We start from the raw sequence: 25,065 nt of genomic DNA, 5'->3' as shown, positions 1-25,065 counted from the left end.
ACGTTATTAATGCGCGGACGCAGATCCTGTGTCCAAGTGCCCGTCGGCAGGGGAGAAACCGTGGGGCTCATCCCAAAAAGTCAGTCGCCGCTCATTGGCGTCGACATCAGTTCGACTGCGGTAAAGCTGTTGCAGCTTTCCCGCAGCGGCAACCGTTTCCGCGTGGAACACTACGCCGTGGAACCGTTGCCGCCGAATGCTGTGGTTGAAAAGAACATCGTCGAAGTAGAGGCCGTGGGTGAGGCCATCCGCCGGGCGATGAACCGTTCCGGCAGCAAGGCCAAGCTGGCCGCGGCCGCCGTGGCCGGTTCGGCGGTGATCACCAAGGTGATCCCGATGCCGGCCGACCTCGACGAGGGCGACATGGAAGCCCAGATCGAGCTGGAAGCGGTCAACTACATTCCGTACCCGATCGAGGAAGTGAACCTGGATTTCGAGGTGATCGGGGCGATCCCGAACAACCCGGAGATGGTCCAGGTGCTGCTGGCTGCCTCGCGCTCGGAAAACGTCGAGCTGCGCCAGTCGGCGCTGGAGCTGGGCGGCCTGCAGGCCAAGGTAATGGACGTGGAGGCCTTCGCGGTCGAGAACGCCTTCGCCCTGGTGGCCAGCGAGCTGCCGGTGTCCCACGACGGTGTGGTGGCCCTGGTCGACATCGGCGCCACCATGACCACGCTGAACGTCCTGCGCGGCGGCCGTAGCCTGTACAGCCGCGAACAGGTGTTCGGCGGCAAGCAGCTGACCGACGAGATCATGCGCCGCTACGGCCTGAGCTACGAGGAAGCCGGTCTGGCCAAGCGCCAGGGCGGGCTGCCGGAGAGCTATGAAGTGGAAGTGCTGGAGCCCTTCAAGGAAGCGACGGTCCAGCAGATCAGCCGCCTGCTGCAGTTCTTCTACGCGGGCAGCGAATTCAACCGGGTCGACCACATCGTGCTCGCCGGCGGTTGCGCCGCGCTGGCCGGTCTGCCGGAGATGGTCGAAGAGCAGCTGGGCGTGCCGACCGTGGTCGCCAACCCGCTGGCACAGATGACCCTGGGCCCGAAGGTGCAGGCGCAGGCGCTTGCCCAGGATGCCCCCGCGCTGATGATCGCTACCGGTCTGGCACTGAGGAGCTTCGACTGATGGCACGCATCAATCTATTGCCTTGGCGCGCCGAACGGCGCAAGCAGCGCCAGCGCGAGTTCGGCGTCATGCTCGGCATGGCCGCGCTCGGCGGCCTGCTGCTGTCCCTGCTGATCTGGTTCTACTACGACATGCAGGTCAGCGGCCAGCAGGAGCGCAACGCGTACCTGCAGACCGAGATCGACAAGGTCAAGAAGCAGAACGAGGAGATCAAGCGCCTCGACGAGCAGAAGAGCCGCCTGCTGGCGCGCAAGGCCGTCATCGAACAGCTGCAGGCCAAGCGTTCGCAGATGGTCCATTTGTTCGACGCGCTGGTCCGCACCATTCCCGATGGCGTGGTGCTGACCGCCCTGACCCAGGACGGCGACATGCTCACCCTGGAAGGCCGCACCCAGTCCAACGCACGCGTTTCGGCGTACATGCGCAACCTGGAAGTGTCCGGCTGGATGACCAATCCCGAGCTGTCGATCATCGAGGCCAGCAACCCGGAGAAGGACAAGGAAATCCGTGCCGGTGGCCCGGTGGCTGACATCAAGGCCCTGCCGTACCTGTTCAAGGTGACGGTGAAGCTGCCGGCACAGAGCGACGAGAACACCACCCCCGGCCTGAATGCCGATGGCTCGGTGGCGACGCCCGCTGCTGCGGCTCCCGCTGTTGCGCCGTTGTCGGCAGGCCCGGATGCGGCTGCTCCCGCAGCTGGCCAGGCTCCGGCACCCGCGGCAGCCCCGGCCAACGCGCCGGCTGCCCAGCCCGCGCCGGCAGCGCCGGCCGCCAAGCCGGCGGCCCCGCCCAAGCCTGAGGGGAGCCGCCTGGCGCAGCCGCCGCAGGCCTTCCACGCCCCGCTGCAGGGGGACCGCGCATGAGCAAGAAAGTCGACCTCAAGAGCCTGGACTTCAACGACATCGGCAACTGGCCGCGGAACGCGAAGATCGTGTTCTGCACGCTGATCGCCCTGGTCATCATGTTCGTGGCGTACATGCTGCTGATCAGCGGCAAGCGCGAGGAACTGGCAAGCCTGGAAGGCCAGGAAGCCACGCTGCGCGAACAGTTCAGCACCGAGCAGGCACGCGCGGTGAACCTGGAACCGCTCAAGCAGCAGCTGGCACAGATGGAGCAGGTCCTGCAGCAGATGCTGCGGCAGCTGCCCAGCAAGACCGAGATGCCGGACCTGATCATCGACATCTCGCAGACCGCGCTGTCCAGCGGCCTGACCAACCAGCTGTTCGAGCCGGAACAGGAACAGATCAAGGAGTTCTACGCCGAGAAGCCGATCAAGCTGAAGATGGTGGGCAGCTACCACCAGTTCGGCGCGTTCGTCAGTGGCGTGGCCTCACTGCCGCGCGTGGTCATCCTGACCATGCACGACATCAACCTGAAGCCGGCCGACAAGACCGGTGGCAGCATCCGCGCCGGCGCGCTGGAGCTGTCCGGTACGGTCAAGACCTACCGGTATTTGGATGAGTCCGAGATCGCAGAGCAACAGGTTGAACCCGGCAAGGAGGCACAGAAGTGATCCGTTCCTTCATTGCACGGGGTGGCATGGCGATGGCGGTGTTGTTGCTGGCCGGCTGCGGCCGCGGCATCACCAGCACGCCCGGCGACGCCCCCAATCTGGAAAAGTGGGTTGAAAGCGAGCGCGCACGACCGGCGCAGCCGTTGGAGCCGCTGCCGGTAATGCAGCAGTTCGAGACCTTCGAATATTCCGCGCAGGGCATGCGCGATCCGTTCACCGATGCCTGGGCCAATCCGCAGCAGGGGGCTGGTGGAACCCGTCCGGATCCAAACCGGCGCAAGGAGCCGCTTGAAGGCTTCCCGCTGGATGCGCTGGACATGGTGGGCACCATCGGTACCGGAGGCGGCACGGTCGCCCTGGTGATGGGGCCCGACAAGGTGACCTACCGGGTGCGCCCGGGTGGATACCTTGGGCAGAGCGACGGGCGGGTCACCGCGGTCTACGAAGACCGCGTGGAACTGATCGAACTTGTGCCGGACGGTGCGGGGGGCTGGCTGGAACGTCCGGCCACGCTCGCGCTCGATGATCAATGATCGTTTACTGGGGATAGCACGATGACTTTTCACCAAGCCAAGGGGCTGCGACCCATCCGGCGCTCTACCTTGAACCGCATCAGCGCGCTGGGAGTCGCGCTGATGCTGGCCTGCGCCCCGGCGCTGGCTGCCGCACCGGCCGAGAAGCCGGCAGGCACCGCCGTAGCGACGCAGGCCTCCGCGCCGGCCTCGCTGTCGGTGCAGCGGATCGATTTCAAGCGCGGCGATGACGGCAGTGGCCGTCTGATCGTCCAGTTCGACGGCCAGGGCGCGATCCCTGACCTGCGCACCCAGGACAACAGCGTGGTGGTCGACGTCGGCAATGCCCGACTGCCGGCCAACCTGCAGAAGCCGCTGAACGTCACCGACTTCGCCACGCCGGTGCAGCGCATCGACGCCAAGCCGTCCGGCGCGGGCACCCAGCTGGTGCTGAGCACCGGCGGCGCGGTCGAATCGCTGGCCTACCAGAGCGGCAACGAGTACGTGGTCGAGATCAGTGCCCGCAAGGCACCGGCCGCCGTCGGTGCCGTCACCGCAGGCAGTGTCACCCAGGCTGCCAAGGGCGTGCCGGAGCGTGGCTACAGCGGCAAGCCGGTCACCTTCAACTTCCAGGACGTGCCGGTGCGCACCGTGCTGCAGTTGATTGCCGAAGAGTCGAACCTGAATGTCGTGGCGTCCGATTCGGTGCAGGGCAATGTGACCCTGCGCCTGGTCAACGTGCCGTGGGACCAGGCGCTGGACATCGTGCTGCGCGCCAAGGGCATGGACAAGCGCCGCGACGGCAGCGTGATCTGGGTCGCGCCGCAGGCTGAACTGGCCAAGTTCGAGCAGGAAAAGGAAGACGCACGCATCGCCATCGAGAACCGCGAGGATCTGGTGACCGATTACGTGCAGATCAATTACCACAGCGCCACGCAGATCTTCAAAGCGCTGACCGAGGCCAAGGGCATCGGTGGTGGCGGTGGTGGTAGCGGTGGCGGCTCCAGTTCCAGCCAGGAAGAGAGTGGCTTCCTGTCCTCGCGCGGCCGCATCGTCGCCGACGAGCGCACCAACACCCTGATGATCAGCGACATCCCGAAGAAGATCGCGCGCATGCGTGAGCTGATCAACGTGATCGACCGCCCGGTCGACCAGGTGCTGATCGAGAGCCGCATCGTCATCGCCACCGATACCTTTGCCCGCGAACTGGGTGCCAAGTTCGGCATCAGTGGCAGCCGTGACAATGTGTACTTCAGCGGTGATCTTGAAGCAAACCGTGAGACGCGGGAATCCCAGGTGGCCACTGCAGCCACCAATGCCAATGCCGTGCGCGACTGGATCGCCGGCGGCAGTGTCGGGCCGGCTCCGATACCGGTTGCCTCGGCGATCAAGCGAGGCTTGAACTGGGACCTCCCGGTGGCCTCCACCAGCAACCCCGGTTCGCTCGCCCTGTCCATCCTCAATGCGGGTTACCTGCTGGACGTCGAACTGTCGGCCATGCAGGAAGAGTCGCGTGGTGAAGTGATCTCCAACCCGCGCGTGGTGACCACCAACCAGCGCGAGGCCCTGATCAAGCAGGGTAAGGAAATCGGCTACGTCACCATCAGCGGCGGCGGTGCGGCCGGCGGTGCGCAGACCCCGAACGTGCAGTTCAAGGAAGTGGTGCTGGAGCTGAAGGTCACCCCGACCATCACCGACGACAACCGCGTGTTCCTGAACATGGCGGTCAAGAAGGACGAAGTGCAGCGCTACATCACCCTGGCCGGCTACGGTGAAATCCCGGAAATCAACCGCCGCGAGGTCAACACCGCCGTGCTGGTGGAGGACGGCCAGACCGTGGTGATCGGTGGCGTGTACGAGTTCACCGACCGCAGCAGCGTCAGCAAGGTGCCGTTCCTGGGCGATGTGCCGTTCCTTGGCAATCTGTTCAAGAAGCGGGGCCGCAACAAGGACAAGGCCGAACTGCTGGTGTTCGTGACCCCGAAGGTGCTGCGCGTGGCCAAGAAGAACTGAGCCAGCCCGCACACGCTGTACGAGACGGGGCCGCCATGTGCGGCCCTTTTTCGTGGTGGACCCACGGCCTGCGCGGATGGCCATTCATCCGTCCTTGATCCAATCCGCGGATCGGCCTGCGATGATGTGGGGAACCCGTGCCGTTCCGCGCCGGTCAAAGGCCCCCATGAATCTGCCACCGCCGATGCCCGAATCCGCCACGCCGCCGCCCGCGCCGACCCCCTCGCAGCTGCATGCGGCCTTCACCGGCCTGCGTGATGCCCTGTCGGCCGAGATCGTCGGCCAGGCCGCGCTGGTCGAGCGCCTGCTGATCGCCCTGCTGGCCGACGGCCACCTGCTGGTCGAAGGTGCCCCCGGCTTGGCCAAGACCACCGCCATCCGCGCGCTGGCCTCGCGCCTGGAAGCCGATTTCGCCCGCGTCCAGTTCACCCCGGACCTGCTGCCGGCCGACCTGACCGGTACCGAGATCTGGCGACCGCAGGAAGGCCGCTTCGAATTCGTACCCGGCCCGATCTTCCACCCGATCCTGCTGGCCGATGAGATCAACCGCGCCCCGGCCAAGGTGCAGTCGGCGCTGCTGGAAGCGATGGGTGAGCGCCAGGTCACCGTCGGCCGCCATACCTATGCACTGCCGTCGCTGTTCCTGGTGATGGCCACACAGAACCCGATCGAGCAGGAAGGCACCTTCCCGCTGCCGGAAGCGCAGCTGGACCGTTTCCTGATGCATGTGCGCATCGGTTACCCCGACCAGGCCGCCGAAGCGGAGATCCTGCGCCTGGCCCGCGACCGCGCGCGCGGTGCACTGGACAACGCCGCGCCGGCACCGGAAAAACTGCCGATGCAGGTGGTGTTCGACGCTCGCCGCGAAGTGCTGGACCTGCACATGGCGCCGGCGCTGGAGCGTTACCTGATCGAGCTGGTGCTGGCCTCGCGTGATCCGTCGCGCTACGACGCCGGCCTCGGCCGACGCATCGCCTGGGGCGCAAGCCCGCGCGGCTCGATCGCGCTGGAGCGCTGCGCGCGTGCGCGTGCGTGGCTGGCTGGTCGTGACTTCGTCACCCCCGATGACGTGCGCGCCGTGGCCGCCGATGTACTGCGCCATCGCGTGCTGCCCAGCTATGAAGCGACGGCCGAAGGCTGGGATGGCGAGCGCCTGGTGCAGGAACTGCTGGCCCGCGTGCCGGCGCCCTGAGCCCGCATATGTCCGATCCATCCCCGCCGCACAGCGCCAGCGTGGCCGAAGGCGATGGCCTGCGCCCGCAGCTGGCCGAGCTGGTGGCCCTGCGCCGGTTGGCGCAGCGACCGCCGCCGCCGCGCCGTGGGCGCGTGGGCAATGCCGGCCAGGCCCCGTCACCGATGCGCGGGCGCGGCATGGAATATGCCGAATCGCGCGAGTACGTACCCGGCGATGACGCCCGCCATATCGACTGGCGGGTGACCGCGCGCACCGGCCGCGCCCATACCAAGCTGTTCCAGGCCGAGCGCGAACGGGTCAGCCTGATCGTCGCCGACACCTCGCCGGCGCTGTATTTCGGTACGCGCGTGCGCTTCAAATCGGTGCAGGCCGCGCGCGCCGGTGCCGTGGCTGCGTGGTCCGCACAGCGTCGTGGCGACCGCATCGGCGCGCTGCGTGGCAGCGACCATGAACCGCCGATCGCTCCGGCCGGCGGGCCACGTGGCGTGCTGCGCGTGCTCGACGCGCTGACCCGCTGGTACGCGCAGCCACCCGCCGATGACCTCGGCCTGGAGCGCGCGCTGGACCACGCCGGCCGTGTGCTGCGCCCCGGCGCGCGCATGCTGGTACTGGCCGATCCCCAGCAGGCCGTGCGCATCGCACCGGCACGCTGGAGTGCCTTGGCCCAGCACCACGATCTGAGCCTGCTGCTGCTGGTCGACCCGCTGGAACTGCAGCCGCCCTCGGCACCGCTGCAGTTCCTGGCCGCGCAGCAGCGCATCGGCCTGGATCTGCGCCGCAGCGAAGTGCAGGACCACTGGCGCGCGCACTTCGTTGAACCGCTGCAGGCCCTGCGCCAGCAGCTGGCTGCACGCCGGGTGGATGTGCAGATCCTTTCCACCGATGCGCCCAGCGACGCCTGGCTGGCACCTGCACCGACCGAGGTGCCGGCGTGAGCGCGGCCCTGCCGTTGCGCGATGTCGCGCTGCCGCCGTCGCCCTCGTGGTGGCCGCCAGCGCCGGGCTGGCTGATGTTGGCCGGCGCCGTGCTGCTGGTGCTGGGCATCGTGCTCTTCATCCGCGAGCGTCGCCGCCGTCGGCGCCAGCGCTGGCTGCAGTTGTTCGACCAGGAACTGCAGGCTGCGCCCACCGCAGCGGCCGAACTGGCCGCCATCGCCGGCCTGCTGCGCCGCGCCGCGCGCCTGGCCCAGCCGGGCAGCGAAGCGCTGCACGACCAGGCCTGGTGGCAGCGGATCGATCCGGAGGATGACCTGTCCGAGCCGCAGCGCCGGCTGCTGGCCGAAGGCGCGTACCGCCCGCAGGTGGCCGCGGACGACGTGGCCGAGGTCCGCCGCTGGGCACGCGAACGTTACCTGCAGCTGCTGCAGGAGCGTCGCCGATGAGCCTGTTGGCAAGTTACTGGCCCTGGCCGGACCTGCAGCTGGCTTGGCCGCTGGCATTGCTGGCGCTGCCGCTGCCGCTGCTGATGCATCTGTGGAAACGCCGGGCCGAACCCGGCGCTGCCCTGCGCGTGCCCTATGCCGCCGCCGAGCTGCAGGCGCTGGCCGGCGGCGGGCGGGTCGATGCGTCCTGGCTGCGCACGATCATCCTGTGGCTGGCCTGGGCCGCACTGTGCGTGGCGATGGCACGTCCACAGCAGCTGGGCGAAGCGATCACGCCGCCGCAGGAAGGCCGGCAGATGATGCTGGCGATGGACGTGTCCGGCAGCATGAGCGAGCCGGACATGGTGCTTGGTTCACAGGCGGTGGAACGGTTGACCGCGGCCAAGGCGGTGCTGGCCGACTTCCTCGACCGCCGCGCCGGTGACCGTGTCGGCCTGCTGGTGTTCGGCGACCGTGCCTACACGCTCACCCCGATCACCGCCGACCTGGCCAGCGTGCGCGACCAGTTGCGCGACAGCGTGGTCGGCCTGGCCGGGCGCGAGACCGCCATCGGCGATGCCATCGCGCTGGCGGTCAAGCGCCTGCGCAGCCAGCCGGAAGGGCAGCGTGTACTGATCCTGCTGACCGACGGCGTCAGCAATGCCGGTGTGCTGGAGCCGCTGCGCGCGGCCGAGCTTGCGCGTGCCGAAGGCGTGCGCGCGCATACCGTCGCCTTCGGCAGCGATGGCAGCATGCGTCTGTTCGGCATCCCCATCGCCAGTGACCGCGACCCGGTGGATGAAGCCACCCTGCGAAAGATCGCCGAAATGACCGGCGGCCGTTTCTTCCGCGCCCGCGATACCGACGAGCTGGCCGGCATCTATGCCGAGCTGGACCGGCTGGAACCGATCGCGGCGAAGGGCCCAAGCCTGCGCCCGCGCAATGAACGCTATGCCTGGCCGCTGGCCCTGGCGCTGTTGCTGGGCGCATTGGCATGGCTGTGGCCGGAGCGCCGCCGATGATCGCCACGTTTCTGCAGACATTCCACGCCGCGCTTCCCGATGGGAACGCACTGCATTTCCTGCGGCCCGAGTGGCTGTGGGCGCTGCTCGCGCTGCCGCTGATCATCGCCGCCACGCTGTACCGGCAACGCCGTAGTGATGCGTGGCGGCAGGCCGTCGACGCGCACCTGCTGTCGCACCTGCTGGCCGCGGGTGGACGCCGCCGCGCGCGTCTGCCTTGGGCCATCCTGCTGGGCTGGACGCTGGCGGTGCTGGCCCTGGCCGGCCCGAGCTGGCGCCAGCAGGCGCAGCCCATGTACCAGGCCGGCACGCCGCTGGTGGTGGTGCTGGACCTGTCCAGCCGCATCACCGCCACCGACCTGCCGCCGTCGCGGTTGCTGCAGGCACGGGCCAAGATCGGCGCGCTGCTGCGTGCGCGGCAGGGCGGCCAGGTGGGTCTGGTGGTGTATGCCGATGACGCCTACACCGTCGCACCGTTGACCGATGACACCGCCAACGTGGCGCTGTACCTGGATGCGCTGTCGCCGGAGGTGATGCCGCGCGATGGACAGCATGCCGACCGCGCAATCGACTGGGCGACCCAGCTGCTGCGGCAGACCGGCACGCTGCGTGGGCGCATCCTGTTGATCAGCGACCAGGCCGATGCCGCCGCCGCGCTCGCCGCGACGCAGGCGCGCAGTCTCGGCCTGCAGGTGTCGGTGCTGGGCCTCGGCACGCCCACCGGTGCGGCCTACCGCGATGGCTCCGGGCAGATCGCCCAGGCCGCGCTGGATGAAGGCAGCCTGCGCACGGTGGCTACCGCCGGTGGCGGCCAGTACGCGCGCATCGCTGCCGATGATCGCGACCTGCGTGCACTGGATGTGCTGGATGCCAGCGATGGCACCGCGCGGCAGGGCCCGGGGCAGGGCAGTCAGTGGCAGGATGAAGGCTACTGGCTGCTGCCGCCGTTGATGCTGCTGGCCCTGCTGGCGTTCCGCCGCCGCGCGGTGCTGGCCGCGGTGCTGGCGGTGGGCCTGCTGCCGTTGGCTGGCAACCTGCACGCGCAGCCACAAAGTGCGCCGGCGAAAGAAACCGGCACGCTCTGGCAGCGCGCCGACCAGCGCGAGCACGAACGCATCGCCGAAGGCGTGCAGGCCTACCGCAATGGTGATTTCGACACCGCGCGCGCGCGCTTCGAGGGCATCGACAGTGATGCCGGCCTGTACAACCTCGGCAACGCGCTTGCGCGCCAGGGCGACTACGACGGTGCCATCGCCGCCTACGACCGTGCGCTGGCCAAGCATCCGGGCATGGCCGATGCCGTGGCCAACCGCGCGGTGGTGGACGCTGCGCGCAAGCGCAAGCCGCCGTCGAACAAGGGCCAGAGCAACCGCTCCAACCAGGACAAGGGGCAGGGCCAGCCGCCGCCGCAGCCGAAGCAGGGGCAGCAGCCAGGTCAACAGGGCCAGCAGAGCCAGCAGGACCCGAAACAGGGCCAGCAGGATCAACAGCCTCCGCCGCAGGGCAAGCCCGGCGAAAACAAAGACGGCCCGAATGCCGGTCCACAGGCCGCCGACGCGAAGGCACAGGCGCAGGCCGACGCCGAACAGCGCCAGCGCATGCAGCAGGCCATGCAGCAGTCCAGGCCCGGTGAACAGGGCAAGCCGGCCACGCGTGGCGACGGGCGCACGCCGCAGCAGCGCGAGGAACAGCAGGCGGTGGAGGCGTGGATGCGCCGGGTGCCCGATGATCCGGGCTCGCTGCTGCGGGCCAAGTTCCAGCTGGAAAACGAACGTAGAAAGAGGGAAGGGCGATGATCGGCGTGCCGCGCAGGACATTCCAGGTGACGGTGCTGCTGGCGATGCTGCTGGTGTGGCTGCCGTCCGCCGCGCTGGCGCAGACGCGTGCGTGGCTCGACCCGGCCAGCACCACCCTCGGTGAGCCGGTCATCCTGCAGGTGGAAACCGACCAGGGCAGCCCGGATTTTGCGCCGTTGAATGCGGACTTCGTGCTCGGCGCGCAGGGCAGCAACCGCCAGGTGCAATGGAGCAACGGCAGCATGCAGCAGCGCAACGTGTACTCGGTGACGCTGACCCCACGCCGCAGCGGCACCTTGCTGGTGCCCTCGCTGCAGGTCGGCAGCCAGCGCACCGAACCGCTGCAGCTGCAGGTGGGCACCGGCACGGTGGCCACCGCACAGAGCAATGCCGCCGCTTTCGTCGAGACTGAAGTAGACGACGCGCAGCCTTACGTGCAGCAGAGCGTGGGCGTGGTGGTGCGCCTGTACTTCGCCTCACAGCTGGCCTCGGGCGAGCTGGTGCTGGATACGCCTGATGGTGCTTCGCTGCAGCGGGTGGGCGAGGACCGCACCGACGTGCGCCAGGTCAACGGCCGCCGCTACAACGTGGTGGAGCGCCGCTTCCTGCTGATTCCCGAACGCAGCGGGCCGTTGCGGCTGCCCGGTGCGCGCTTCAACGGGCGCACGGCCGGTGGCTTCTTCGATGATTTCTTCGGTGCCGGCGGCGACGGGCGCACGAATGCCGTCGCCCCCGAGCGCACCCTGCAGGTGCGCGCGCAGCCGGCGCAGGCACCGCAGCCCTGGTTGCCGCTGCACGGCCTGCAGCTGCGCTACACCACGGCGCCGGGCAGTGCGCGTGCGGGCGAAGCGGCCACCGTGGTGGTCGAGGCGGTGGCCAACGGTGCGACCCGCGCCCAGTTCACCGATCTGCCGGTGCCCGACGTGGGCGATGCCGGGCAGGTCTTTGCCGAACCGGCCCAGTACGATGAGACCTTCAGCGGCAGCACGCCGCGCCTGAAGATCACCCGGCGCTATTCGATCGTGCCGCGCCAGGCCGGCACGCTGGTGGTGCCGGGGCCGAAGGTGAGCTGGTGGAACGTGGACAGCGGCAACGCCGAGCAGGCCACGTTGCCGGACCTGACCCTGACGGTGGCCGCCGGACGCAGTGGCACCCCGGCGCCCCAGCCCCTCGATACCCAGGCCGCGCTGCCCGGCGACGACGCGCAGCCGGCCGCAGCAACGGCAGTGCCGCTCGGCGCGGCCGTTGCGCGCCCGTGGCCCTGGATCGCGGCTGCCATTGGCCTGGCCGTGCTGTGGCTGCTGACCCTGGCCTGGGGCTGGCGCCGTGGCCGTCGCGCACCGTCTGCCGGCGCACCGATCACCGCAGGTACCAGCCACAGCGGCGCATCGCGTGGCAGCGTGGCCGAGCTGCGCCGCGCACTCGACGGCGAGGGCTTCGACCAGGTGCAGGCACAGCTGTGTGCGATGGCCGGGGTCGAACGCCTGGAGCAGGTGATCGAGCGCCTGGCCGATCCGGCCCAGCGCCAGGTGCTGCTGGACCTGCAGGCCGCGCGCTGGGGCGGGCAGGGTGAAGCTTCGGTGCTGCGTGCGCGCCTGCGCGAGTGCTTCCGTGACGGACCGCACTGGTCGGCGCCGCAGAAAGCCGTCGACACTGGGCTGGCGCCGCTGTACCCCACGCAGCGACCCTGAACCGGCGCGGCTTGCGCGCTTTGTTAGAGTAGATTCATTTTTCGAGGAATGCCGCGTATGACAGCAGCTGCTGCCGACAAGAAGAAGTTGCCCCTGCACTGGAAGATGGGCATCGGCTTTGCGATCGGCCTGATCCTGGGGTTGACCGTGCATGCCCTGGGCGGCAGCGTCGATGGTCTGCAGGCTGGTGCCAAGTGGGTCATGGACTACATCACCACGCCGGCGTCGGGTCTGTTCCTCAACCTGATCTTCATGCTGATCGTGCCGCTGATCTTCTCGGCGCTGATCATGGGCGTGTCCGAGATGGGCGACATCCGCGCCCTCGGCCGCATCGGCTGGAAGACCTTGGCCTACACCATTCTGTTGTCCGGCATTGCCGTGGGCATCGGCCTGGTGCTGGTCAACGTGCTCAAGCCCGGCGCGGGCGTCGACCCGCAGACGGCCGCGCTGATGCTGTCGGAGAACGCCGAGCGCAGCAAGGAGATCGTGGCCGGCATCCATGGCACGCCCAAGGGCATGGACATGCTGCTGTCGATCGTGCCGAGCAACGTGCTGCAGGCCGCATCGGACAACGGCGCGATCCTGTCGCTGATGTTCTTCGCGCTGATGTTCGGCATCGGCATGGTGCTGACCGACGAAGAGAAGGTCGCCCCGCTGCGTCGCGCCATCGAAGGCGTGTTCGAAATCTCGATGACCCTGATCAACCTGGTCATCCGCCTGGCCCCGTATGCGGTGGCCTGCTTCATGTTCAACCTGGCTGCGCTGTTCGGCTTCGAGCTGATCCTCCGCCTCGGCGCCTACGTGGGCGTGGTGGTGCTGGCGCTGGCCCTGCACATGTTCGTGACCTACGGCGTGTCTGTGTGGTTGTCGGGCCGTTCGCCGCTGTCGTTCTTCCGCGATACCCAGGAAGCGACGGTGATGGCCTTCTCCACCGCCTCCAGCAACGCCACCCTGCCGACCGCGCTGCGCGTGGCCGACCAGATGGGCCTGCCGCAGCGCGTCTCGCGCTTCGTGCTGACCGTGGGCGCCACCGCCAACCAGAACGGCACCGCGCTGTTCGAGGGCGTGACGGTGATCTTCCTGGCCCAGTTCTTCGGCGTGGACCTGTCCATCGGCCAGCAGGTGATGGTGATGGCGGTCTGCATCCTGGGCGGCATCGGTACTGCGGGTGTGCCGTCCGGCTCGCTGCCGGTGGTGGCGATGATCTGCGCCATGGTGGGGGTGAACCCGCTGGGCATCGGCCTGATTCTGGGCGTGAACCACTTCCTGGACATGTGCCGTACCGCGCTGAACGTGACCGGCGACCTGGCCCTGACCACCCTGGTGGCCAAGGGCGAAGCGGCCGACACCCCGGCCGAGGCGGCTGCCGCCGCGGCGCGTCTGGACAACTGATCGGTAGTGCCGGCCGCTGGCCGGCAGAGCCTGAACGGGGTCGGATCCCTCTCCGCAAGGAAAGGGCTCCGACCCCGTCTCGTTTCCGGGCGACGTTGACCTGACCCTGCCGGGCGTCTGTGGGACAATGGCGCGCCCGCAGTTTCGCGGCCGCCTCCCGATTCCGACAGAACCATGACGCAGCCTACCCGTCGCCAGTTGGCCAACGCCATCCGCTTCCTTGCCGCTGATGCGGTTGAAACCGCAAATTCCGGCCATCCCGGCATGCCCATGGGCATGGCCGATATCGCCGAAGTGCTCTGGAACGACTATCTCCGGCACAACCCGAACAACCCGCAGTGGTTCAACCGTGACCGCTTCGTGCTGTCCAACGGCCACGGCTCGATGCTGCAGTACGCGCTGCTGCACCTGAGCGGCTACGACCTGCCGATCGAGCAGCTCAAGCAGTTCCGCCAGCTGGGCAGCCACACCGCCGGCCACCCGGAACGCCACGAGACCCCGGGCGTGGAAACCACCACCGGCCCGCTGGGCCAGGGTTTCGCCAACGCCGTGGGCTTCGCCCTGGCCGAGAAGCTGCTGGCACAGCGCTTCAACCGCCCGGAGCTGGAAATTGTCGACCACCGCACCTGGGTGTTCATGGGCGATGGCTGCCTGATGGAAGGCGTGTCGCATGAAGCCGCTTCGCTGGCCGGCACCTGGGGCCTGCACAAGCTGGTCTGCTTCTGGGACAACAACCACATCTCCATCGACGGCAACGTCGAGGGCTGGTTCACCGACAACACCCCCGAGCGTTTCGAAGCCTACGGCTGGAACGTGGTGCGCGATGTCGACGGCCATGACCCGGAAAGCATCAAGGCCGGCATCGAGGCCGCGCTGTCGCAGAGCGACAAGCCGACCCTGATCTGCTGCCGCACCACGATCGGCTTCGGTTCGCCGAACAAGGCCGGCAAGGAATCGAGCCACGGCGCCGCGCTGGGCAAGGACGAGCTGGCCGCGACCCGCAAGGCGCTGGACTGGAACTACGGCCCGTTCGAGATTCCGGAAGAGATCTACGCCGGCTGGCGTGCCGGCGGTACCGGTACCCTGCGCCAGGCCGAGTGGGAACAGCAGTTCGACAAGTACGCCGCGCAGTTCCCGGCAGAAGCCGCCGAGCTGACCCGTCGTTCGCATGGCGAGCTGCCGGCCGACTTCGTCGCCCAGGCCGATGCCTACATCGCCAAGGTCGCCGCTGAAGGCGCCACCATCGCTTCGCGCAAGGCCTCGCAGCTGGCCATCGAAGCCTTCGCGCCGCTGCTGCCGGAAATCGTCGGCGGTTCGGCTGACCTGGCGCATTCGAACCTGACCCTGTGGAAGGGCAGCAAGTCGGTCGCCAGCGATGATGCCAACGCCAACTACGTGTACTACGGCGTGCGCGAGTTCGGCATGACCGCCATTGCCAACGGCCTGGCCCTGCACGGTGGTTTCATTCCGTTCGACGCCACCTTCCTGGTGTTCAGCGATTACGCCCGCAACGGCATGCGCATGAGCGCGCTGATCCCGGCCCACGCCATCCACGTCTACACCCACGACTCGATCGGCCTGGGCGAAGACGGCCCGACCCACCAGCCGGTGGAGCACCTGGCCTCGCTGCGCTACATCCCGAACAACGACGTGTGGCGCCCGTGCGATGCCGTCGAGTCGGCCGTGAGCTGGAAGGCCGCGATCACCCGCCAGGACGGCCCGAGCTGCCTGGTGTTCAGCCGCCAGAACCTGCCGCACCAGCCGCGCAGCGCCGAGCAGATCGCGCAGATCGAGCGCGGTGGCTACGTGCTGGCCGATGCCGCCGGTACCCCGGACGTGATCCTGATCGCCACCGGTTCGGAAGTCTCGCTGGCCACCGAAGCCAAGGCCCAGCTGGACGCCGCCGGCCTGAAGACCCGCGTGGTCTCCATCCCGTCCACCGACGTGTTCCTGCGCCAGGATGCGGCCTACCGTGAATCGGTGCTGCCCAACGCCGTGCGCAAGCGCGTGGCGATCGAAGCCGGCGTCACCGGTTTCTGGCGCCAGTTCGTCGGCCTGGACGGCGCGGTGATCGGTATCGACACCTTCGGTGCCTCGGCCCCGGCGGACAAGCTGTTCAAGCACTTCGGCATCACCACCGACCACGTGGTGGCAGCCGCCAAGGCGCTGTAAGCAGCCCCGCGAAGCAGGAAAGGGAAAGGCCGGCGCAAGCCGGCCTTTGTCGTTTTCAAAAAGGGGACGGAGGGGATTAAGTCGTTTGTGCACAAACGACTTAATCCCCTCCGTCCCCTTTTTTACATCGCCGCGCGTACGTCCATCAGCGCGAACCCCAGCAGGTTCAGCCCACGCCACTGCGCCGGGTTGTGCGCGTCGGCGTGGTCCTTGGCCAGGCCGATGCCCCAGATGAAATCCACCGGGCTGGCTTCGACCAGCACCTGGCCTGCGGTGGAACGCAGGAACGCGCCCAGTTCCGGGTTCTGCGCGAACTTGGCCGTGTTGCCCTCCACGACCAGGTCGTAGCGGGCCTGCGTCCAGCGCGCTTCGTCGAAGCCTTCGATCTTGCGACCGAGTGCTTTGGCCTTGTCCGGCGTGGCGCTGGCGATGATCTTGTCGAGCAGGTCAGTGGCACCGAACAGGCGTGCCTTGCCGGCCATCATGTAGTGCTCGGCGGTGCGGTAGTGCACGCCATCGCTGTCGAAGCCGGCGTCATACCACTGGCTGAAGCAGGAGGCGGACACGCCGCTGCGCGGCGGCTGGTGGCCCCAGAAGCAGAGGAAACGCAGGTCTTCACCTGCAGCCTGGCGCTGCTGCAGGTCATGCAGGAAACGGGAATCGTCTTTCATCCCTAAAGGATACCGCGTCAGCGATGACGCCCTGGTAGTAGGTGCCAACCTTGGTTGGCACTGACGCTTGTCCGCCGGGCATGGCCCGGCGCTACCGTCGCCGCGATTACGCGATTACGCGATTACGCGATTACGCAATCACGCGGTGCGGGCGAGGGCCAGGCGCAGCAGGCGTGCGTTGATGCGCTCGCCGAGATCCTTCGGTGCCTGCAGGCCCATGCGCTGCAGGTACACCGCGTCGCCATCGCCGGCGGGCTGGCGCAGTGCGGCCCACAGCGTGCGCAGCTTTTCGCCGCGCGTCTGCGTGTTTGATTTCAGCCAGCCCAGTGCCTTCACCAGCACCTGCTCGATCTCGTTGAAGTCGCTGCCCAGCGGATAGTCGGGCAGGGTGCCATCGGCACGGAACGGTGCCAGCGCCGTCGCCAGCGCCTGCGGTGTGTTGCGCTGTTCGCGCTGCGGTTCGGGGTGCCGCCCGGTGCGCAGCTTGCGCGATGCATAGGCCTGCTGCAGCAGGCCCGCCTGGAACGGTGCCTCGGTGATCGCGGTCATCGCCTGCACGCAGTCGTCGTCGGTCAACGCGCGCAGGTCGGCAATGCCGTACTCGTTGAGGTAGATGTCACGCAGGTGGCGCGGAATAGTGGTGTGCCCGTAGTTCCAGCGCACGTTCGACGCGCGCTGGCCCTTGTCGTCGCGCGCGGCGCGGAACATCAGCACGCTGCGCGCCTCCGGCAGCGCATGCGCCATCGCCACGAAGTTGTACTGCCCACCCACCCCGGAGACCACGCGGCCGTCGTCAAGCGCATCGGACACCGCTGCCCCGAGCGCGGTGGCCATCATGCAGGAATTGAAGAAGCGCGCATGGCGGCGCTGCAGGCGCTCCAGCGTCTCGTTGCCGCCATACAGCTGGTTGATCTCGCTGATGCGGCGCATCCCGATGGCGCTGCGCTCGTCGTCGGGCAGGGTCCGAAGCCATTCGTAGAACTCGGGCGAACCCAGGTAGAACGCGCCGTGCAGGTACTCACCCTCTGCTTCCAGCGTGGCGTGGTCGATGGACAGCGTGCTGCCGTTCTCGATGCGCTGCATCAGCGCCAGATCATCGTGCACCTTGCGCCGGATGACGCCGGTCTGCACCAGCCGGCGGAAGCCTTCGTTGAGCATTTCGCTGCAGCCGTACAGGCCGACCTCGAACGGATCGAGGCCGCCGATTTCCTCCACCAGCGGATGGCTGGCCAGTTGCGGGTCCAGGGCATTCAGCACGCGGCGGTAGCGCGCGTTGTCGGTATGGCGCAGCACCAGCGCATGGCTGAGCGCATCGGCGAGCGTACCGATGCCGATCTGCAGCGTGCCGCCGTCGCGCACCAGGGTGCTGGCGTACAGGCCGATGGCGTAGTCCGCGTCGGCCACCGGCTGCCGCGGCAGGCCGAACAGCGCCGGGTAGGGCGGTGGCGGGGTGATCACCAGATCGAAGAAGGACACATCCACCGTGGCTGTGCCGCCCAGGTAAGGCAGCAGCGGGTCGATCTCGGCCACCAGCAGCGGGCGCGGCAGGCCTCGTGCGGCCATCGCATCCAGGGTGTCCTGGGTGATGTCGTTGTTGCACGACAGCGAGAGCCGGCGGTCGTCCGGGCGCATCGCCACTTTCTGCACGATCACCTGCGGCGCGCGCTGCGCCACGGCATCGGCGGCGTGGGTGTAATTCAGGCTGGTATAGCTGGACTGCGCCTGCCGCGAACCGAGCAGCGCGCCGGACTGCATGTAAAACTCCTCCACCTCCACATGCGGCGGCAGCGCATCGCGGGCGATGGCATCGGCGTAGGCCAGGCGCGGGAAGTCCTCGCCGAAATGGCGCTGCACGAACGGCGCCATGAAGCGCGCTTCCAGGCCATCGCCGCGCGCCTGCGGCGGGTTCAGCGACAGCGCGGTGTAGAGCTGCAGCGGCCGCGACGGATCCCCCTCCACCCGCGAATACAGCGCATTGAGCAGCCGGTGCGGCTTGCCCAGTGCCAGCGGAGCGCCCACCCGCAGCGGCCCTTCCACGCGCGCGAACAGCCAGTCAACGGCGGCGTCCAGGTCGGTCAGGTGTTCGGTCATGCGTGGCGGTCCTGCGGCAGGGGGAGTGCTGGCATTACAGCATGTCGGGCTTGAACCGCCGTCGACGCGAGATTTCCGCGCCCGCCACCATGAACTGGCCATCGCCGCGGTAGTGGAAGGTACGGGGCAGTTTCGGCCGCGGCGCGACGTGGGCGCGGACGATTTCCCAGATGAAGAGATTGCTGGCCTCGACCTGGCTGTCGTCGTGCAGGCGGCATTCGAAGCTGGAATGGCACTGGCCGACCAGCGGCGCGGCCACGTCGCGGGCGGGCACCGCATCCAGGCCGAACCGCGCGAACTTGTCCACGTCGCGGCCGCTGCAGTTGCCGATGTCCACCACCGTATCCAGCAATTCCACGCCCGGCACGTTGATCACGCACTGCCGGCTGTCGCGGGCCAGGGCGAAGCTGTGGTTCTCGTTCCAGATGTAGGTGGCCAGCAGCGAGGGCGAAAAGCCCATCACCATCTGCCAGCCCAGCGTCATCAGGTTGCGCTGGCCACCCGCGGCGGTGCTGACCAGCACGATCGGGCCGGGCTCGAGAAAGCGGCGGGCCTGTTCGACCGGGAAGTCGAGTTTGCGCAGCGGCTTCATGCAGGCTCCGGGGGCAGAAGGGCCGATGCTGGAGCAGGCCGGATGAACCTGCGGTCGAGGGCTTGACATCGGATTCGATTACGCGCGTAATCGGGCTGTCGATTACGGATGTAAACCATGACCCCGATCAGCGAAGCAGAAGCCGTCGTGATGGAGGTGCTCTGGCAACAGGCACCGCGCAGCGCCGATGACGTGGTGGCCGCACTGGCCCACCGCGAATGGGCCGAGCCGACCATCAAGACCCTGCTCAACCGCCTGCTGACCAAGGGCGCGATCGCCGCCGAGCGCGATGGCCGCCGTTATCTGTACCAGCCGCTGCTGCAGCGCCAGGCCTGGGTGGAAACGCAGAGCCAGGATTTCATCGGCCGCGTGTTCGATGGCCGGGTGGCGCCGCTGGTGGCGCATTTCAGCGAGCGCGGCCAGCTGAGTGCGCAGGACATTGCCGAACTGAAGAAGCTGATCCAGGAGATGGACGATGAATGAGCTGCTCGATGGACTGTGGCAGGCCAGCCTGTGGCTGGCGCTGGGCGTGCTGCTGCTGGCGGCCGCGCGGCCACTGCTGGTGAAGCTGGGCGGCGCAGAGCTGGCCTACCGCAGCTGGTGGCTGCTGCCGCTGCTGCTGGTGGCCCTGCTGCTGCCCCTGCCGGCGTTGCGGGCATTGCCGGTGCTGCAGCATGTGCCGACGCTGCCGCTGAAGGTGGTGCCCGGTGCGGTCGAGGGCGCTGCCGCGCAGCTGCCGATGTGGCCGTGGCTGCTGGCCCTGGCCTGGGGGCTGGGCGCCGGCCTGCACCTGGCGCGTGAACTGCGCGCACAACGCCGCTTCGAGCGCGGCCTGGGCACGCTGCAGGCACGCGGCGATGGCAGCTGGCAGGCCAGCGCCGACCCCGGCCTGCCCGCGCTGGTCGGCCTGTGGCAGCCGCGCATCGTGGTCGGCCCGCACTTCGACCAGCAGTTTGATGCCGACGAACAGGCGCTGATCCTGCGCCACGAACGCAGCCACCGCCGCAATGGCGACCACTGGGCCAATGGCGCCCTGCTGCTGGCACGTTCCGTGTTCTGGTTCCACCCGTTGTTGCCCTGGGCTGCGCGCCGCTTCCTGCGCGACCAGGAACTGGCCTGCGATGCGCGCACCGTTGCCGCGCAGCCGACGCAGCGCCGTCTTTATGCCAGCACGCTGTTGAAGGCGCAGCTGGTCCACCCGGTTGCACCGATGGCCTGTCATTGGCGCAGCCAACCCGTGTTGAAGGAGCGTATCGCCATGTTGAAGCAGTCGCAGCGGAAGGCATTGCCGAAGGTGTCCGGCCAGGTGTTGCTGATGGGGTTGTGCATGGGTGTTGCTGCGTTGGCCTGGGCCAGCCAGGGCGCGGTGAAGGGCACGCCGTCGGTCAGCGCCGAACCGTTCCAGCACGCCGCGGCGGATGCCGCCAAGGCCGGCCTGGACAGCCCGATCCAGGCCCAGAAGATGTCACCGCCGAGCTATCCGGCCGACGCCATCGAGAAAGGCCTGACCGGTGTGGTGAACCTGATCGTGTCCGTCGATGCCAAGGGCAACGTCACCGACGTGCAGGTGGAAAGTGCGACCAACCCCGGCGTATTCGAAGCTGCCTCGATCGCAGCGGCGCGTAAATGGACCTACACGCCGGCGATGAAGAATGGCAAGGCGGTGGCCGGCAAGCTGCGCATCCCGGTCACCTACGCCATGGACAACACCGAATCTGCCGGCGGCCAGGCGCAGTGAAGGCAGCGATGAAGGGCGCACCGCTGTGCATCGCAGCGGTGCTGCTGGCCGGCTGTGCCAGCCATGAGCGGCTGACCACGGTCGACACCCGCAGCGAGAACGTCGGCCACCAGCGCCTGCAGCCCGACGCCGGCGGTGGTGCTGGGCAGATCCAGCCCTATACGCTGGCCGCCAGCGAGGGCTACCGGATGCCGCAGCTGTATGCGGCACCGGACCCGGTGGTCGGCGAGAGCGATCCACGCACCTCGCTGCCGCCCACCACGGTCTGCCTGCAGGTGGTGGTGGACGCGCAGGGGCGGGTTGAACGCAGCCAGCCGTTGACCGACCGCAGTGAATGCAGCGCAGGGGCGGTGGCGGAGAACGGGCCGCTGCTGCAGGCCGCACAGGACGCGGTCGCGCAGTGGAAGTACTCGTCAGCGGCGGTCTGCCGTTTCGCGCCCGGGAAAGAGCCCAAGGACCGCAGCGATTGCCAGGGCGCCGACAGCATCGAACCGGTGGCGGTCACCCTGCAGTACGCCTTCACCTTCGAGATCGTGAAGGGCCAGCACGTGGTACGCACGCAGGGCAGGTAAGGGGTAGCGCCGGGCCATGCCCGGCGGTTTCCTGTTGCTGCAGTCAGGCGCCGCCCTGGATGTTGGCCTTCACTGCCGGCTGCATCAGCTTCGGCTCGGCCAGGGTCGCATCACGCGCTTCGCGCACGCTGACGAACGCCGCTTCATCCACGCCGTCGTGCACATGGATGTTGTGCGCGCGCTGTTCGCCGATGGTGGTTTCGTTGGCGAACGCGCGTCCGCCCGGGCCGTAGTCGTGGCAGACGAACACACGGGTGGCATCAGGCAGGGCCAGCAGGCGCTGGATGGAGCGATACAGCTGCGCGGCATCACCGCCGGGGAAATCGCAGCGGGCGGTGCCGCCATCAGGCATGAACAGCGAATCGCCGGTGAAGACCGCATCGTCGATCAGGTAGGCGATGCTGTCGCTGGTATGCCCGGGCACGGCAATGATGCGGCCCTGCAGCTGGCCCAGCGCGAACGTCTCGCCATCGGCGAACAGATGGTCGAAGTGCGCATCCTGCGCCGCCAGCTGCAGGCCGTAGCGCGGCGCGAAGGTGGCCTGCACCGCGCGGATGCCTTCGCCGATGGCCAGGGTCGCCTGCGGGAAGCGTTGCTTCAGCCGTCGCCCGGCCGACACATGGTCGGCATGGGCGTGGGTTTCCAGCAGCCAGCGCAGCTGCAGGCCCTGCTGTTCGATGGCGTCCAGCAGCGGGCGCACCGGCGCGTCGCTGCTGGCATCGGTGTCCGGGTCGTAATCCAGGACCGGATCGAGCAGCGCCGCCTCCCTGCTGGCCGGGTCGACGACCAGGTAGCTGAAGGTATTGCTGTCGCGGTGGAAGAAGGACTGGACCTGGACCGCCATCGGAACCTCCTCAGCGCGTGCCGAGCACGCGGTTCAGCAGCTGCGCGAGATTTTCGCCGGCCAGCCGCAGCTGTGCTTCGGCCACCGGGCGATAGCGCTCGGTGTATTCATCGCCGATCTTGTGCGTGGCCGGGTACACGCCCGGCTGCACCGAGATGCGGCAGCTGGCTTCGGCCCAGCGCTGCGGGTCCCGCTGCGGGTTGGACTGACGCGCCAGCTTCGGTGCCGGCAACGCACGCAGCACCGGCAGGTAACCGGCGTCATCCAGCTTGCGGGTGTTGAGCATGCCGCTGTCCCACAGCGAATGCAGGTTGGTACCGCGGTTGCCGAACTGCAGCTGGAAATCGTTGCCGCCCTTGTCGTGGCCGTAGCCGGCGTGCATCGGCTGGTGCACGTCACCGACCATGTGCACGACGAACTTCAGCGCCTGCAGGCGCTCGCCGTCGGTCAGGCTGTGGTCGCCAAGAATGGCGCTCTGCGCCTTCAGTGCCTCGACGATGCAGTTGCCGTTCCTGCAGTGCTTGGCGGGCTCGTACTGGCAGCCGTCCTCGGCGATGTTGACGTAATGCCAGCCGGCGGAGCGGCGGCCCAGGCCGGGGTCCTTGGCACGCAGCTGGTCGGCCCACGGCGCGATGCTGGCCAGGGTGGCGCCGGGCTCGGCGGCCAGCAGGCGGTCGACCTCGGCACGTGCGGCGGGGTTGAGGCGGGTGTCGGCCACTTCGGCCACCAGGCGATGGCCTTGCGCGCCCCAGGCATGGGCGGGGGCGGACAGGGTCAGCAGGGCCGGTGCGAGGGCGGCAGCGAGGATCAGGGAGTGCAGGGCTTTCATGCGCCCATTCTAGCGGGGCGAGGGTAACCGCGGGATTGACGCAATGTGTCCAGAAAAAAGCCCCGGCACACACACCGGGGCAACATGCTGCGAGGGTTTTGAGTGTCTTAGAACTTGAAGACGTACGACACGCCGTACACCAGCGGATCGATGTTCACCGTGCCGATCTTCTCGCCATCCAGTTTCACCTTGCTGTCGATGTCGATCCAGCGCATGTCCACGCGCAGCGCGCCCTTTTCGCCGATGGCGAAGTCCACGCCGGCATGTGCGGCCAGGCCCCACGAGTCTTCCAGTTTCAGCTTGCTGCCGGCCAGCGCGCCGGTGGTGTCCTCGCTGAAGAAGGTCGTGTAGTTCAGGCCGGCGCCGACGAACGGCGAGACCTTGCCGGCGCTGTTGAAGTGGTACTGCAGGGTGACCACCGGCGGCAGCTGCTTGCTGCTGCCCACCCGGCCCAGGCCGTTGATGTTGATGTCGTGCTTGAACGGAAGGGCCGCCAGCACTTCGATGCCCAGGTTGTCGGCGATGAAGTACTCGCCGGTGATGGTCGGCTTGACGTCGTTGTCCACGTCCACCTTCAGGGTGCCACCGGCCAGCGAGCCGTTGTTCGACTTCGGGGCGACCTGGTGGACGCCGGCCGAGACGGTCCAGTCGCCCTTGGACTGGGCCATGGCCGGGGCGGCGGCCAGCGAGACGGCGGCGGCCAGGCCGGCCAGGATCAGGGGGGAGGTCTTGCGCATGGGGGGTGTTCTCGTTGCGGGGTGGATGTGGCCAGTCTCGGCCTCACGCCGCGCTAACGCTTTGATCCGGATCAAATCCTGTCTGGCCGCCTGCCAGCCCCCGGGTGCTGGCCCGCGGTGGTCAGGGCGGTGCTGCTAGACTTGTGGGCCCTATCCATCCCGCCGCACCTGTCGCGGCTGCAGGAGCTTCTGAACATGGCAATCAAGGTTGGTATCAACGGTTTCGGTCGCATCGGACGCAACGTCCTGCGCTCGGCGGTGCTGAACTTCGGCGATGACATCGAAATCGTGGCCATCAACGATCTGCTGGAGCCGGACTACCTGGCGTACATGCTGAAGTACGACTCCGTGCATGGCCGCTTCAAGGCCGACGTGGCCGTGCAGGGCAACGACCTGCTGGTCAACGGCAAGAAGATCCGCCTGACCCAGGAACGCGACCCGGCCAACCTGAAGTGGGACGAAGTCGGCGCCGACGTGGTGCTGGAAGCCACCGGCCTGTTCCTGACCAAGGAAACCGCGCAGAAGCACATCGACGCGGGCGCCAAGAAGGTCATCCTGTCGGCCCCGTCGAAGGACGACACGCCGATGTTCGTGTTCGGCGTGAACGACAAGACCTACGCTGGCCAGGCGATCATCTCCAACGCCTCGTGCACCACCAACTGCCTGGCCCCGCTGGCCAAGGTCATCAACGACAAGTGGGGCATCAAGCGCGGCCTGATGACCACCGTGCACGCGGCCACCGCCACCCAGAAGACCGTCGATGGCCCGTCCAACAAGGACTGGCGCGGCGGCCGTGGCATCCTGGAGAACATCATTCCGTCGTCCACCGGCGCAGCCAAGGCTGTCGGCGTGGTCATCCCGGAACTGAACAAGAAGCTGACCGGCATGAGCTTCCGCGTCCCGACCTCGGACGTGTCGGTGGTCGACCTGACCGTCGAGCTGGAAAAGGAAGCCACCTACGCCGAGATCTGCGCCGAAGTGAAGGCACAGAGCGAAGGCGCGCTGAAGGGCATCCTGGGCTACACCGAAGACAAGGTGGTGGCCACCGATTTCGTCGGTGAAACCCACACCTCCGTGTTCGATGCCGACGCCGGTATCGCCCTGGACGGCACCTTCGTCAAGCTCGTGTCGTGGTACGACAACGAGTGGGGCTACTCGAACAAGTGCCTGGAAATGGCCAAGGTCGTCGCGGCCAAGTAAGGCCCG

At 68.0% G+C, this 25,065-nt stretch carries 23 protein-coding genes; 17 read left to right on the top strand and 6 right to left on the bottom strand.

Features of this window, described 5'->3' with window-relative positions:
* Positions 1-60: 60 nt before the first annotated feature.
* From ACVOK1_RS00935 to tkt, 13 genes are all read left to right on the top strand, one after another.
* Complete coding sequence (locus ACVOK1_RS00935) at positions 61-1,119, top strand: pilus assembly protein PilM (protein ID WP_108769848.1); 1,059 nt, start codon at positions 61-63, stop codon at positions 1,117-1,119.
* Positions 1,119-1,982: a PilN domain-containing protein gene (locus ACVOK1_RS00930; RefSeq protein ID WP_481560773.1), complete on the top strand. Its 864-nt coding sequence runs from the start codon at positions 1,119-1,121 to the stop codon at positions 1,980-1,982. Before ACVOK1_RS00935 ends, ACVOK1_RS00930 begins: the two co-directional genes overlap by 1 nt.
* Positions 1,979-2,632, top strand: a complete 654-nt coding sequence (locus ACVOK1_RS00925) for a type IV pilus inner membrane component PilO (protein WP_108769846.1) — start codon at positions 1,979-1,981, stop codon at positions 2,630-2,632. The genes ACVOK1_RS00930 and ACVOK1_RS00925 overlap by 4 nt, the downstream gene beginning before the upstream one ends.
* 26 nt (positions 2,633-2,658) lie before the next feature.
* Positions 2,659-3,165, top strand: a complete 507-nt coding sequence (locus ACVOK1_RS00920) for a pilus assembly protein PilP (protein WP_108770744.1) — start codon at positions 2,659-2,661, stop codon at positions 3,163-3,165.
* A 21-nt stretch (positions 3,166-3,186) separates the two neighbouring features.
* The gene (locus ACVOK1_RS00915) at positions 3,187-5,157 is read left to right on the top strand and encodes a type IV pilus secretin PilQ (protein ID WP_481560772.1); all 1,971 of its coding nucleotides are present in this window, start codon (positions 3,187-3,189) and stop codon (positions 5,155-5,157) included.
* Positions 5,158-5,323: 166 nt separating this feature from the next.
* Positions 5,324-6,349 carry an AAA family ATPase gene (locus tag ACVOK1_RS00910; protein WP_481560771.1) on the top strand — a complete coding sequence of 342 codons (1,026 nt, stop codon included), beginning with the start codon at positions 5,324-5,326 and terminating at the stop codon, positions 6,347-6,349.
* Positions 6,350-6,357: 8 nt separating this feature from the next.
* On the top strand, positions 6,358-7,287 hold the full coding sequence (locus ACVOK1_RS00905; protein WP_481560770.1) for a DUF58 domain-containing protein: 930 nt from the start codon (positions 6,358-6,360) through the stop codon (positions 7,285-7,287).
* Entirely contained in the window at positions 7,284-7,733 is a 450-nt protein-coding gene (locus tag ACVOK1_RS00900; protein ID WP_481560769.1) for a DUF4381 family protein, read from the top strand. The genes ACVOK1_RS00905 and ACVOK1_RS00900 overlap by 4 nt, the downstream gene beginning before the upstream one ends.
* Positions 7,730-8,734 carry a vWA domain-containing protein gene (locus tag ACVOK1_RS00895; protein WP_481560768.1) on the top strand — a complete coding sequence of 335 codons (1,005 nt, stop codon included), beginning with the start codon at positions 7,730-7,732 and terminating at the stop codon, positions 8,732-8,734. The genes ACVOK1_RS00900 and ACVOK1_RS00895 overlap by 4 nt, the downstream gene beginning before the upstream one ends.
* A complete protein-coding gene (locus ACVOK1_RS00890; RefSeq protein ID WP_481560767.1) occupies positions 8,731-10,530 on the top strand; it encodes a VWA domain-containing protein in 1,800 nt (599 codons plus the stop codon). The genes ACVOK1_RS00895 and ACVOK1_RS00890 overlap by 4 nt, the downstream gene beginning before the upstream one ends.
* The gene (locus tag ACVOK1_RS00885; RefSeq protein WP_481560766.1) at positions 10,527-12,221 is read left to right on the top strand and encodes a BatD family protein; all 1,695 of its coding nucleotides are present in this window, start codon (positions 10,527-10,529) and stop codon (positions 12,219-12,221) included. The genes ACVOK1_RS00890 and ACVOK1_RS00885 overlap by 4 nt, the downstream gene beginning before the upstream one ends.
* A gap of 57 nt (positions 12,222-12,278) precedes the next feature.
* Positions 12,279-13,613 (top strand): dicarboxylate/amino acid:cation symporter, encoded by a 1,335-nt coding sequence (locus tag ACVOK1_RS00880; protein ID WP_108769838.1) that lies wholly within the window; start codon positions 12,279-12,281, stop codon positions 13,611-13,613.
* Between the two features lie 174 nt (positions 13,614-13,787).
* Positions 13,788-15,785, top strand: coding sequence for a transketolase (tkt, locus tag ACVOK1_RS00875; RefSeq protein WP_481560765.1), 1,998 nt, complete (start codon positions 13,788-13,790; stop codon positions 15,783-15,785).
* A gap of 122 nt (positions 15,786-15,907) precedes the next feature.
* Here tkt and ACVOK1_RS00870 read toward each other — a convergent pair whose 3' ends face one another.
* The 3 genes from ACVOK1_RS00870 to ACVOK1_RS00860 form a co-directional block, all read right to left on the bottom strand.
* Positions 15,908-16,456, bottom strand: a complete 549-nt coding sequence (locus ACVOK1_RS00870) for an NADAR family protein (protein ID WP_481560764.1) — start codon at positions 16,454-16,456, stop codon at positions 15,908-15,910.
* A 138-nt stretch (positions 16,457-16,594) separates the two neighbouring features.
* The gene (locus ACVOK1_RS00865; protein WP_481560763.1) at positions 16,595-18,547 is read right to left on the bottom strand and encodes an acetyl-CoA hydrolase/transferase C-terminal domain-containing protein; all 1,953 of its coding nucleotides are present in this window, start codon (positions 18,545-18,547) and stop codon (positions 16,595-16,597) included.
* Between the two features lie 34 nt (positions 18,548-18,581).
* Positions 18,582-19,139 carry a flavin reductase family protein gene (locus tag ACVOK1_RS00860; protein ID WP_481560762.1) on the bottom strand — a complete coding sequence of 186 codons (558 nt, stop codon included), beginning with the start codon at positions 19,137-19,139 and terminating at the stop codon, positions 18,582-18,584.
* Between the two features lie 117 nt (positions 19,140-19,256).
* Here ACVOK1_RS00860 and ACVOK1_RS00855 point away from each other — a divergent pair, with 117 nt between their 5' ends.
* From ACVOK1_RS00855 to ACVOK1_RS00845, 3 genes are read left to right on the top strand one after another with little or no spacing between them, the layout of a single operon-like run.
* Entirely contained in the window at positions 19,257-19,622 is a 366-nt protein-coding gene (locus tag ACVOK1_RS00855; protein ID WP_108769833.1) for a BlaI/MecI/CopY family transcriptional regulator, read from the top strand.
* On the top strand, positions 19,615-20,877 hold the full coding sequence (locus tag ACVOK1_RS00850) for a M56 family metallopeptidase (protein ID WP_481560761.1): 1,263 nt from the start codon (positions 19,615-19,617) through the stop codon (positions 20,875-20,877). Before ACVOK1_RS00855 ends, ACVOK1_RS00850 begins: the two co-directional genes overlap by 8 nt.
* An 8-nt stretch (positions 20,878-20,885) precedes the next feature.
* Positions 20,886-21,449: a hypothetical protein gene (locus tag ACVOK1_RS00845; RefSeq protein ID WP_481560760.1), complete on the top strand. Its 564-nt coding sequence runs from the start codon at positions 20,886-20,888 to the stop codon at positions 21,447-21,449.
* A 43-nt stretch (positions 21,450-21,492) separates the two neighbouring features.
* On the opposite strand, the gene ACVOK1_RS00840 is transcribed toward ACVOK1_RS00845, so the two are convergent.
* The 3 genes from ACVOK1_RS00840 to ACVOK1_RS00830 form a co-directional block, all read right to left on the bottom strand.
* Positions 21,493-22,293: an MBL fold metallo-hydrolase gene (locus ACVOK1_RS00840; protein ID WP_481560759.1), complete on the bottom strand. Its 801-nt coding sequence runs from the start codon at positions 22,291-22,293 to the stop codon at positions 21,493-21,495.
* A gap of 10 nt (positions 22,294-22,303) precedes the next feature.
* A complete protein-coding gene (locus tag ACVOK1_RS00835) occupies positions 22,304-23,122 on the bottom strand; it encodes a S1/P1 nuclease (RefSeq protein WP_481560758.1) in 819 nt (272 codons plus the stop codon).
* Positions 23,123-23,229: 107 nt separating this feature from the next.
* Positions 23,230-23,859, bottom strand: coding sequence for an OmpW/AlkL family protein (locus tag ACVOK1_RS00830; RefSeq protein ID WP_108769828.1), 630 nt, complete (start codon positions 23,857-23,859; stop codon positions 23,230-23,232).
* Positions 23,860-24,054: 195 nt separating this feature from the next.
* Here ACVOK1_RS00830 and gap point away from each other — a divergent pair, with 195 nt between their 5' ends.
* Positions 24,055-25,059, top strand: coding sequence for a type I glyceraldehyde-3-phosphate dehydrogenase (gene gap / locus ACVOK1_RS00825; protein WP_079222994.1), 1,005 nt, complete (start codon positions 24,055-24,057; stop codon positions 25,057-25,059).
* The last annotated feature ends 6 nt before the right edge of the window (positions 25,060-25,065 follow it).

The organism is Stenotrophomonas sp. STEN087 (assembly GCF_056759115.1).
Note: the sequence above shows the minus strand (reverse complement) of the source record. Positions and strands in the feature narration are given on the sequence as shown.